General features: G+C 46.8%; 5 protein-coding genes. 4 read left to right on the top strand and 1 reads right to left on the bottom strand.

Features of this window, described 5'->3' with window-relative positions; genetic code table 11:
* Positions 1–10: 10 nt before the first annotated feature.
* Complete coding sequence (locus D3H65_RS19030; protein WP_119051826.1) at positions 11–2,233, bottom strand: fasciclin domain-containing protein; 2,223 nt, start codon at positions 2,231–2,233, stop codon at positions 11–13.
* A gap of 633 nt (positions 2,234–2,866) precedes the next feature.
* Here D3H65_RS19030 and D3H65_RS19025 point away from each other — a divergent pair.
* The 4 genes from D3H65_RS19025 (at position 2,867) to D3H65_RS19010 (ending at position 13,042) form a co-directional block, all read left to right on the top strand.
* Entirely contained in the window at positions 2,867–6,163 is a 3,297-nt protein-coding gene (locus D3H65_RS19025; RefSeq protein WP_119051825.1) for a SusC/RagA family TonB-linked outer membrane protein, read from the top strand.
* A gap of 38 nt (positions 6,164–6,201) precedes the next feature.
* Positions 6,202–8,148, top strand: coding sequence for a RagB/SusD family nutrient uptake outer membrane protein (locus D3H65_RS19020; protein ID WP_119051824.1), 1,947 nt, complete (start codon positions 6,202–6,204; stop codon positions 8,146–8,148).
* Positions 8,149–8,299: 151 nt separating this feature from the next.
* Complete coding sequence (locus D3H65_RS19015) at positions 8,300–9,646, top strand: glycoside hydrolase family 88/105 protein (protein ID WP_119051823.1); 1,347 nt, start codon at positions 8,300–8,302, stop codon at positions 9,644–9,646.
* Positions 9,647–9,826: 180 nt separating this feature from the next.
* Positions 9,827–13,042, top strand: coding sequence for a SusC/RagA family TonB-linked outer membrane protein (locus D3H65_RS19010; protein WP_119051822.1), 3,216 nt, complete (start codon positions 9,827–9,829; stop codon positions 13,040–13,042).
* The last annotated feature ends 10 nt before the right edge of the window (positions 13,043–13,052 follow it).

Raw genomic sequence — 13,052 nt, 5'->3', positions numbered from 1 at the left:
TTTGGAGTAATTAGTCGATGAATTTTAGATAGTTGTCCGTGAGGTGGATCATACACCGGTTGCTGAGGTAAGTGCCCGGTGTGGAGATCACATGCGCCGTCCGGCTTTCCATATCACTCAGGGTGATGTTGCCCGGCGTATTGTTTACAAATATGGTAGTAGGATCGCCGTTGTTCTTTTTGAGGATGGTCTCAAAAGCACCACTTTCCACACCATCTGCCGCGATGATCCTTTTATTCAGGAAGTGATAATTGATAAACTTGAATACCTGCAGTTGTTCTGCCGGGAGGGTAGGGGCAAAGTTGGGAGTGCCATCTGCTTTTTTGGGCAGGAAGCCATCTGTTACTGCCTGCTGAATGGCTGCATTATTGGGAATGAACAAGGTATAAAATGTTCCGCCAGTTACACCCAGTATCTCCTTGGTCGTATTGTTCCACAACACAGAATTTTTCAGGTATTGCCAGAAGGCATTGTAAGCCGATCCTGCGGGGGTGCCCAGCGCCTCTATATGTTTGCCCACAGCTGCCTCACTGAACTCCATGATGCGATCGGTATAATACACGATCCCGTTCCTGGCGGTTTTGCTGTCCAATATTTTCACTACGTTATTGGAGTCTACATTCCCGGGAGCATAGATGGTATTGTTCTTATAAGCGATGAACTCGCCCCCATAGCCTGCTGCCACCCCTTCGCCCGAAAGGTTGTTCAAAATACGTTGCGGGATCACGTGCATATTCAGGATACGCAGCAGCCTGTTACGTGCAGTACTGCCTGCTGCGGCCGGTATGGTAGAGCCTGCAGGGGGCGTATAGCGCCACTGATCGATCAGATCCTTGCTTACAGAGGGGTCTGCAAAATACCCGGCTTTGTTAAACATTTCATCGGTGATCAGGAACAGCGTATAGTCGCGGTAGATATTGGATACCTGAAATTTCAACTCCATATTCAACAGCGAGATCATCATGGAATATTTAGGATCGAGATAGGCTTTTCCGTATACGCTGGTAAACACGTTGGCTTCCTGTACTTTGTTGGTGCCGTAGAAAAAAGCATTGCTCAATATTTTCTTGTCTACTACATTGGTGGCCGGATCAAAGCGGGCTTCTTCGTTCACGAAATTGAGCGTGGTCTTAAACTTGCTGGGCCATACGGCATTTTGCCATAGATGGGCATTGATGAAATCGTAAATGATGCTAATGGGCATGCTTTCAAGGCTGGTATAATGTTCCAGCAGCACGGTGTTGAGGTAATTGTCCAATGCATCATTAGTGGGTACAAAAATGCTGTAGCTATTACTCTGCGCGTCATTTTCCTGTGCTTTCAGGAAGTTCTCATTGTTCAATGCAAAAGCCAGTAATGGGTTGTATACCTTGGTATATACCTGGTCCGGACTGCCTGTTACGTTCTGATAACGGGTAGTGGCTACACTGTTTAGCACGTATTGGATCAGGAACCTGTCAAAGATCTTTTTGAACTTGCTGTATTCCGGCTTACCGGCCAGGTACTGATCAACTGATGGTAAAGAAGTGATCACTTTATTAACTACATGGATCACCCCGTTTTCGGCAGGAATGTCTTTTTCTGTGACCACTGCATCTGCCACATTGAATCCTGTATAGGGCGTGTTGGGATAGAAATAGTTGTAGTCGGCGGCTGTAAGGTTCCTGGCCGTCATGAAGTTGTCTACGAAATAGGGAATCTGCTTATAGTTGTTATCGGTCTCCATGTAGTAGTTCACTCCATTGCGATTGGAGGCAATCATTTTCAATGGTTTGCCGCTTGTGTCCAGGCCATTATATACGCCGGTATAATTGGCCGTGCGTCTTCTGAAAGCGTTGGCAGCCATCCATCCGGTATTGGATTGGTAGTCGCCTATCCGTTCTTTCTTATACGCGTTGTATACCAGGCAATAGGTAACGATCTGGCGGCAGGCATTACTGTCCAGTTGATCCATACCATTGATGCCATTGGCCGCAAAGTATACCTGGAAGGCAGAGTCGTGGGGAGCAAAGAAAGTCCAGTATCCGGCTGCACCCAGGGTATTTTTGTAACCTGCTTTGTCGATGGCTGTGAGCAGGTGTTTAAAATTGCCCCTGGCAGCCAGTTGCTGGTAGATGGGTGGTTCGAGTGAGTCGGGACGTCCATAATACTCATCAAATGCCTTTTTTCGACAGCCCGTCAGTAGTAACACAAGTGTTATTGCCAGGAGCATCTTTTGTAGAAGCTTGTACATAGAAATTGTCGTTTTTCTTTTTGAAAGCGAACTATAAATGGTGGAGTGATAGGGTGCAATGACAAGTGTACGGTCAGGATAAGGTAAGTGATACCCTCTGGCATTGCTTACCGTGGAATGATGACAGTAATAGTATTAGTTACATGCAGGGATACTGCCCGGGTAACGATAGCCGGTTGTAGTACATCGAATAAACTTTCTTTGGGAATGATGATTGATAAGCGTATTGTTTCGGGAAACAATAAAAGGAGAGATCAACAGAGGAGCCCGGTAAAAAGCCATTGAAGCATGGCTTTGGCAGTCAAAGTGTAGCATGGCAAGCAAGTTTGGTTCGGGTTAATATTTTGTTTACGGAATTAGCAAAAGCATGAAAAGCAATGCATCACATAATCGTCAGAATTACACTAATCCGGTAATAAAATTAACTTTTGCGTTGCAGCAACCGTCCTGAAGCGTCCTGCCATTCTCATTTTGAGGCCCCGGCTGCTTTCTGGGACTTGTCAGTACAGTAAATAGGTTAAAATGACACATAAAAATGCATAATCAGGATAGTTCAGGATGATTATGCAATTGGAGCTGTTTAATTTAGGCTTCGTAACGACCGCTAAAACTTGCTATTAAATTAATTGCTGTATGAAAAAAAGCCAATTCTACACCTGGATTTGCATGTCCCTGTTGTGCACCGGTGTATGTTCCCGATCAGTTTTTGCCAACATCCCCCATTTCTCACCCCTTAAAGAAGGTTTCCCACATCATACGATTGCCGGAATGGCAGATATTAAGTATGATACAATTATTACGGGTACCATTATCAATGAAAGAACAGAGCCCTTGATCGGAGCAACGGTCGCTGTAAAAAGTACCGGTGTTTCTGCCACCACCAACGACAAAGGCGCTTTTACCCTGCAGGTTCCCAATGGCAATGTTACTTTAACGATAACGTATATTGGGTATCAAACGCAGGAGTACAAGCTCAATAACCGGAATAATGTAAGCATCATTCTGGCTGCTGATAATAAAGAGATGGAATCGGTGGTAGTTATCGGGTATGGAACACGTAAAAGAAGTGATGTAACCGGGGCTATTGCCTCTGTAGGGACTGAACAGATACGCCAGGTACCGGTTACCAACGTTTCGCAGGCTTTACAGGGAAGGGTGCCCGGCCTGGTGGCCTCCCAAAGTTCCTTCCGTCCTGGTTCCGGCTCTACGATCCGGATCAGGGGTAACCGTTCTTTGCAGGCTAATAACAATCCCTTATATGTAGTGGACGGTATTCCGCTGGCTCCTGAGAATACCATCGATGATATTAACCCGCTTGACATAGAAACGATCGATGTATTGAAAGATGCATCTGCTACCGCCATTTACGGTTCCAGGGGAGCCAATGGCGTTATACAGATCACTACCAAAAAAGGCCGTTCAGGCAGGATCTCAGTAGATTACAGTGGTGCTGTTTCCCTGGAGAAAATACTGGTGCCGCTCGATGTATTTAATGGACAGGAATGGGCGCAATTGAAAAGGGATGGGTTTATAGCGTCCAAGTCCTATAATTCCAGCCTTAGCACTTCCAATGCCAACCAGTTGTATTTTCCTGACCCGGTGTCTGATTTCAACTTATTCAAAACACGCGGAGATATCTATACCTGGCGTGCCGTGGCCAATGGTTATAGCTGGATCAATGAAGCTGCGCTGGTTGCCGCTAAAAGAGCTACCACAGCCGAAGAGAGGGCTTTGTTGCAAAACCTGAAGCTGCCTGTATTGGATAGTATAGCTATTTACGATCCTTCTAAAGTGATTAATTACGATTGGCAGGATGGCGCATTAAGAACAGGCGTTACACAGAATCATAATATTTCCCTCACCGGCGGATCTGATCGTTTCCGCACTGCCTTTTCCGGTGGCTACTTTAACCAGAAGGGTATTGAATACGGACAGGATTATACCCGTTACACCTTTAGCCTCAGTAATGATTTCAGGCCTAATAAGGTCATCAATATAGGTGGCGGTATCAATTATTCCAATGCGATTCAGAATGTAGGACCCAGTATGTATGGCGGCGCTTCCAGCCAGTTGCCGATTGCGCAGCCTTATGATTCTACCGGCAAGCTGATCTTCAATCCGGGCAATGACGGTAATATCGTAAATCCGTTGAATGACGCCAATACGGTATTCAATGAAATAAGGATCAACCGGCTGCTCGGTAATGTATTTGCCGAAGTAACGCTGTACAAAGGCCTTAAGTTCAGAAGCGCTTTTGGTATTGACCTGCGCAATGAGCGCCAGGGTACTTTCAATGGCAGCCAGTCTTCTGTAAGAGGCGGCAGTCCGGCCAATGGCAGTTATACTACCCGTAACCGGTTCAACTGGACATTACAAAACATGCTCACCTACGACTTACGCGTAGCTGATAAACATGCTATTTCCCTGCTGGCAGCCCAGGAACTGGTAAAGAACCGCTACGAGTTCAATACCATGAGCGCGGAAGCCCTCAACTTCGAAAGCCAGAAATGGTATTCCCTGCAACAAAATGGTACAGGCACGGTGATTGGCAGTGGCACTTTCAGCCAATACCAACTCTCTTCCTTTCTTGGCCGTTTGAACTATACTTTTGATGACAAATACCTGCTCACGCTCAGTCTGCGGAATGATAATTCATCCGTACTGGCCGATGGGCACAAAGGTGAGTTATTCCCCTCGGCAGCCCTGGCGTGGCGGATAGACCGGGAGAATTTTATGAAGGGTGCTACCATTATTGATCAGTTAAAGCTGCGAATAGGGTATGGCTCGGTGGGTAATGCTGCTATCGACCCTTACCTTACTTCCGGTACGCTCGATCGTAGTTTGTATAACTGGGGCGGTGTCGCTGCTACCGGTTACTTCCCCAATACGTTGCCATTACCCCTGCTTACCTGGGAAAAAACAAAGACCAAAAATATTGCCGTCGACTTCGGTATCCTGAAGAACAGGATTACCGGTACCCTCGATTTTTATGAATCCAATACCAACCCTATTCAAAACAGGTCCATACCTGCCGCTGGCGGTATTCAAAATGTGTTGGTAAACCTCGGTAATGTAAGGAACCGTGGCGTGGAACTGAGCCTGAGCACGGTGAATATAGATCGCCCCAATGGATTACGCTGGACTACCGACTTTGTAGTTTCGTACAATAAGCAAGCTATCACAGATATCAATGGTACGGGTTCTGACAATATCGGTAATCAATGGTTCCTGGGTCAGCCTACACAGGTTTATTATGATTGGAAACTGGTAGGCATGTTCCAATATTCAGATACGGTGAAAGGTGGTATCCTCGCTGATTATTTCTGGCAGAAAGCAGGCAACAAAACCAATGTCAACTTCCAACCCGGCCGTGCATATGTAAAAGACCTTAACGGTGATACCCTTATTACAGATGCAGATAAACTGGTGCTGGGTTCCCATAACCCCAAATGGACGGCCAGTTTCAGTACCAACCTTTCCTATAAGAATTTTGACCTGAGTGTTTACATGTATGCGCAGTTTGGTTCCCTGATACGCGAAATGAGGCCCAGTCTCAATGCCCGGTACCAGTCATTTAAAGTGAATTACTGGACGCCTACCAATCCTTCCAATGAATACGCCCAGGCTAATAATACGGTAGATATCCAACAGTACTTCCAGGCCATGAGCTTCCGCAGCGGCGATTTCGTAAGGGTACGCAGCATTGCCCTCGCTTACCATGTGCCGGAAAGCTTTATCAGCAAGGCCAAACTGAGCAGGCTGACCCTCTCTTTCAATGTGGTAAACCCCTTCCTGTTTAGTAAATACAAAACCGCTGATGTAGAAACCATCCCCTATAAATCATCCTATCCCACCAGCGATAATTCCGGCCCTACGGTGAACTCTTATAGCTACAGGAGTTTTGTTTTTGGTGTACGTCTGGGATTATAAGCAACTAACTATTATAAACTGTTTGTAAATTATTATACATGAAAAAGCTTGTCATTCTGCTGTTAACAGTTTCACCCCTGTTGTTCAGTTTATCCTGTAAAAAGTTTATCGAGGAAGACCAGGTGAGCACGCTTACTTATGAATATTTTAAGACCGATCTGGGCCTGGAAGACCTGGTACGATCGGCCTATTCACCACTGCGCTACAAATTTGACAATGAACAAGCCTATTGCCTGTGGAATTTTGGTATTGATGAGTTCATCCTGGGCGACCAGTTCAACTATAGTTATTACAATACCTATGAACCCCGGCTCAATGCGGCCGATAACTTCCTCAATGGTTTTTGGGTGAATAATTACGGGGCCATTAACCGCTGCAACCTCGGTATTCAGTTGCTGAATGAGTTCAACAATCCCACCTCAAAAATATTGGGTACCGATGCACAGAAGAACCAACGGTTGGGTGAGTTGCGTTTTCTGCGAGGCTACTATTATTTTCAGCTCGTTCAGCAGTTCGGCGGCGTTCCCCTCGTACTTAATTCGAGCGATTCTATCCGGACGGATTTTCCCCGCTCCAGCATTGCCGATGTATACAATGCCATCATACCCGATCTGAAATTTGCTTCCGACAACCTGAATACTGCTGCCGATGTGGGCAGGGCGTTGAAAGGTTCTGCTGATCATTTTCTGGCCAAGGTATACCTGACCCGTGGCAGTGCGGTTACAGACCAGCGCGGCCAGAAAGCTACTGATATGGACAGCGCGGCCTATTATGCCGATCTGGTCATCAGTTCAAATAAATTTATCCTGGAACCTGATTATATGAACCTGTGGGCTGTTGTGTACCCCAAGGGATATCCCAATACCACGGTTACCATTGGTACTCCTCCTTATAACTTTGATGGGGTGAGTGGTGTTGCTTCAGGCGAAACTTCCAAATTGTCAGCTTCCAACAACAGCAAAGAGATCATTTTTGCTGCGCAGTTCAGTACGAATATAGGATTGGCTTCTCCTTCGGGTTCTACTGCCGGCGGAAACCGTACGCATGAATACTTTACCTGTCAGTATGACGGAGGTATACCAGGATTGATACGTAACTCGGACAACTTCAATGGCCGGCCTTTCCGCCGGATGGGACCTTCTGATTATACGATCGATCTTTTTGACCGTAAAAATGATTCCCGCTTTTATAAGAGCTTTCGCACTACTTTTTATGCCAATACTACTGGTGGCAAAACACCGGTGGGAGATACGATTGCCCAGTTTATCGTTAATGATAAAAACACCACATTGACCGCTGCCCAGGTAGCCGGCGCCCGGTATATTACCTATGCCCGTTACTACCGGGATGCCAGCAACAACCTGCAGCAGGGTTTCAACAACAACAAATACCTGTCGCTCGTAAAGCATTTTGATCCTATCCGGCTTACCAGCGCCTTCAATGAGGAGCGTGGTGTGCGCAATGGCATCCTGGCACGCCTGGCCGAAACTTACCTGATCGCTGCAGAAGCATATGGCCGCAAAGGTAATTACGTCAAGGCCTTGGAATATATCAATAAGATAAGACAACGGGCTGCCTATCATGCCAATGAGTTCCGCAATCCTGCTACCTGGATGTATGATGGCAGTACTAAAGGTGATGTTACAGATACCTATGCGAACCTGATGGCTACAGACGTTTTATTTACGACCAATGCTCCGAGTGAGAATTATCCTCCTGGTGTTGGATCAACCGAAGAGCGCTTTATTCATTTTATGCTGAATGAGCGTACACGCGAATTATTGGGTGAGTTTTGTCGCTGGGAAGACCTGGTGCGTACAGAGTTACTGTATAGTCGTACAAAACTTTTCAATAAAGATGCCACCAGCATTATGCCTTATCATAAACTAAGGCCCATTCCGCAGCAGCAGATAGATCTGACTACGCAGAACGGCCAGTTGATGGATGCAACGCAAAAGAAGAATTACCAAAACCCGGGTTACTAATAATCAATGTTTGGTTCCTGGTTGTTAAATGAATTCAACAAGATTTAAGAAGCAGTCTTAGTTAGTAGAATAGCAAGCACGGACGTGTCAATTTTTATTGACCGTCCTTTTGTTTTTGTTTAGGTCGATTAGAAAATAGAAATTGTACTATATGAAGTATTCAATGAAACCTGTATTTTTTTCCTGCTTTGTTTGTGCAGGGCTTTCGGCAGCAGCTCAGAAAGGCAACGATGTAACGGCTCCGCTGCATGCCTTGCAGCCCGATTACCCGGTGCCTTACAATCCGCCCACTACAGTAGCGGTTAAACAAGTGCTGGACAGGGTATTTAACTACCTCGATGCAGCCACTCCGGCTGAGTTTATCAACCGTGGCTCCGGCGCTGTATTGGCCAATGTGAGTGCTGCAGATACCAATACGATCTTCAAACCCGGTGATTTCCGGCTCACCAGCTATGAATGGGGTGTTACCTATAGCGGTATGCTGCAGGTAGGTGCGGCTACCGGCGATAAGAAATATACTGATTATACTACCCGGCGGATGCAGCTGATCGCAGATGCTGTTCCTGTTTTTAAACCTTTGTTCGAAAAATACAGGAACCGTTCCAATCCCCTGCGTTCTGTTATTGATCCCCACGCCCTGGATGATGCCGGTGCTATGTGTGCTGCTATGATCAAAGCGGAACGGTCGGGCACTGTCAATAAGCTACGGCCCGTCATTGACAATTTCATGCAATACATCTCTACCAAAGAGTTCCGGTTGAGCGATGGCACCCTGGCCCGCAACCGGCCACATCCCAATACCATCTGGCTCGATGATCTTTATATGGCAGTACCGGCCCTGGCGCAGATGGGCAAGCTCACCGGCGATCAAAAATACTTTGATGATGCGGTGAAGCAGGTGATCCAATTCTCCGAACGCATGTTCAATAAACAGAAGAACGTATACATGCATGGTTGGGTGCAGGGCATGGAAGAGCATCCGCAATTCCATTGGGCCAGGGCCAATGGCTGGGCTATCATGACGAAAGTGGAACTGCTGGATGTATTGCCTGAAAATCACCCCGGTCGGCCCAAGGTGCTGGAATTGTTGAAAGCACACATCAAAGGATTAGCTGCTTATCAATCCGGTTCAGGATTCTGGCACCAGTTGTTGGATCGCAATGATTCCTATTTGGAAACTTCTGCTACAGCGATCTATACCTATTGCATTGCCCATGCTATTCAAAAAGGATGGATCGATGCGGTAGCTTATGGCCCCATGGCATTGCTGGCCTGGAATGCTGTATCAACCAAAGTAAATGACAAGGGACAGATAGAAGGTACTTGTGTAGGAACGGGTATGGGTTTCGAACCGGCATTTTACTATTATCGTCCCGTGAACGTATATGCTGCTCACGGTTATGGTCCCGTATTATTGGCGGGCGCCGCTATATATGATCTGCTGCAAAAAAATAAATATAAGATCAACGATAGTGCCTTGCAATATTATGAGAAGTAACATATAGAATGCAGTTTACAGCAGCCAGTATTACTTGTCGAAGCAAACGATTCTGTATCCTGTATTCTGACTTCTGTATTCTCCTTATCAGGATGGTTCAGGATGAATACTAGTGACAGCTTATCTAATTTTAGTACTCATAGTTCAGAATACTAAGATTGCTGAAATAAAAAAAGCTGTATGAAACTACAATCGTTCCTGCTACGATCTGTTCTGTTATTGCTATGTCTTATAGGTCCCCTCCTTCCAAAGCAATCTCATGCCCAGGGTGATACCAATGCGAACGGTATTGGTATTTCGGGCAAAGTAACCGATGAAGCCGGCAAACCGGTGGCTGGCGTAAGCATTCAGGTGAAAGGAAGCAATAGCAGCACGCTTACCAAAGACGACGGCACCTTTAAGCTAACAGCACCTTCCGGGAATGCGGTGCTGATCTTTACGCATATAGAATATGAATTGCAGGAAGTGCCGTTGAATAATCAGTCTGCCCTGACAGTAACACTTCATGCTGCGAATAAAACATTGGATGATGTGGTGGTCATTGGATATGGTACCCAAAAGAAAAGAAATGTAACAGGCGCGGTATCCACCTTTGATGCCAAAACCCTGAATGAACGCCCTGTTACGCGGGTAGACCAGGCATTGGTAGGTCAGATGGCAGGTGTAGCAGTGAAGCAGACTACCGGAGCGCTGGGTAAAGGACTGAGCATACAGGTAAGAGGTACTGGTTCTATTACGGCAGGTAATGAACCGCTGTATGTCATTGATGGTTTCCCCTTATCAGGCGCTGCTCCTAATGGTTCCGGCAATTATGCGTTGGGTAATCCCCTTGATAATATCAACCCCAATGATATTGAGTCCATCCAGGTATTGAAAGATGCAGCAGCGGCTGCCATCTATGGTTCCCGCGCAGCCAATGGGGTTGTACTCATCACTACCCGGCGGGGACAGACGGGTAAACCGAAAGTCTCTTTTAACACCTATGTTGGTTATTCAGAACGTAGCCGCAAGCTCGATATGCTGAGTGCGGATGAGTGGGTAGACAGGGCTACGGAAATGATCAATGCGCAATGGGTGGCTTCCGGATCAGGAAGGACCGCCGCACAAACCAATGAACAGCGTCGTGTGATGCTCGGCCTGGCGCCCGGCGCTGTAAACACCAGTTATATGACCGATGACCGGTGGACCCAGCCAGGCCACCCGGGGTTGCGCTATATAGATTGGCAGGATGAAGGTTTCCGCAAAGGGCTCACCCAAAATCACCAGATAGCTGCCAGCGGTGGTAATGAGTATGTGCGTTATTATGTCTCCGGTAATTTTGCCCGGCAGGAAGGTATGGTCCATTATATGGATTATACCAGCTATTCGGCCCGCGCCAATGTAGAGATCAATGCCAGTAAGAAGCTCAAATTCGGTATCAACCTGTCGCCTACCTATTCTATTACCAACGATCCCGGTGTGGAAGGCAAGGACAATATCCTGCACCAACTGGTAAGTTTTACACCCGTGCAGGAAGATACCATGGGCATTTATCCCAATGTAGACCAGGATGGTCAATACCGCTGGAGCGTATCACCCAATAGTCCTATTGCCAAATTGAAATATACTGTTGGGCAAACCAAACGTTTTCGCACCCTCACTTCTCTGTTTGGTGAATACCAGATCATCAAAGGACTTACCTTTAAAACAACCCTCAACCTGGACAATACCGATAACAATACCAAGGGTTATGTTCCCTATATTATTGCCAGTACATTGCCTACCCGCATAGCACAGCAAACAGCGCTGACATCGGGTTCCTATACCAGCTTTCGCCGGCAGACATTTGTGAATGAGAATACACTTTCCTACAACAAGACCATTGGGGGCGTGCATGATATCTCTGCCCTGGGTGGCATCTCTTATAATTCCGATAAGATCGACAATGTGCGCATCAACTCTTCCAATGGATTTACCAACGATTACATTACTACCTTGAACGCCGCAGCTGCCATTACCGGCAATACCGGCGAAGCGAGGAATGTGTTGATCTCTTATTTTGGAAGAGTACAATATGGATATGATGGTAAGTACCTGCTATCCGCCAGTTTACGACGCGATGGATCATCCCGCTTTGGGGAGGACACCCGTTGGGGTTGGTTTCCTTCAGCTTCCATTGGCTGGAGGATCTCGGAAGAATCATTTATGCGTAATGTAACTTTCATCAGTGATCTGAAGCTGCGGGGCAGTTGGGGTACTTCCGGTAATTACAATATTGGTGATTACAGTTCTATTGCTGTATTGGGTTTCAATAACTATAACTTCAACGGTACACAGGTGGTAGGCCAGTCGCCCACCGGTATCACTAGCCCTGCGCTGAGCTGGGAAAAATCCGAGACCATCGATGTAGGATTTGATATTGGTGTGTTGAGCAACCGCATCACCGCTTCCTTTGATTATTACAATAAACTCAACACCGATCTCCTGCTGAATGTACCCGTGCTCGGTGCTACCGGTTTTTCCAACTATCTCCGCAATGCAGGCGAAGCCAGGAATAAAGGCTGGGAAATAGAACTGACCACCCGCAATATGACCGGTGCTTTTCAGTGGACTACCTCCGCCAACCTGAGTCATAATACGAATAAGGTAGTGGCATTGGCAGGTGGGCAGGATCAGATACTGATCCCTTCTTCTTTTGATATTTCCCACGCTATCCTGAAAGTAGGCCAGCCTATGTACGCCATATATGCCGTGCGCCAGGATGGTATCCTCACCCAGGATGATATCAACAAGGGCGCTGCACTCTTTGGTTCTCAGACAGTGGGTGATCCCAAATATTTCGATTATTCAAATGATGGTGTCATAGATGCCAATGACCGTATGATCGTTGGGCATCCCAATCCAGATTATATCTGGGGCATCACCAATAATTTCCGGTACAAAGGATTTGACCTTACGGTATTGGTGCAGGGCCAGTGGGGTGGTTCCATTTATTCACTGCTGGGTCGTGCGCTGGGGAGAACAGGACAAGGGTTTACAGACAATGCACTGGGTACCTTCCGCGACCGCTGGCGTTCTCCATCCGATCCGGGTGCCGGACAGATCGGCAAAGCCTATTCTACTTTTGGCCGTATCATTAATACCGACTGGCTGTACCCATCCGATTATGTTCGTGTGCGTAATATCACTCTGGGGTATGACGCCGGCCGCTTGATCAAAGCAAAGCATGTATTGCAGGCTGCCCGCATCTATATCACTGCCGAAAATTTCTTTGGTCATGACCGCTACAAAGGAGGCTTCAATCCCGAAGCCACCAATACCGATCTGAGCGGAAGTACAGCATTCCCCGAAGCGGGTGACTATGGCGGACTTCCTTTACCCCGGTCGCTCATCATTGGTGTGAACATTACTTTTTAATCATCTGTTA

Source organism: Paraflavitalea soli (assembly GCF_003555545.1).
Classification (GTDB): domain Bacteria; phylum Bacteroidota; class Bacteroidia; order Chitinophagales; family Chitinophagaceae; genus Paraflavitalea; species Paraflavitalea soli.
This window is presented reverse-complemented; position numbering and strand designations above follow the sequence as displayed.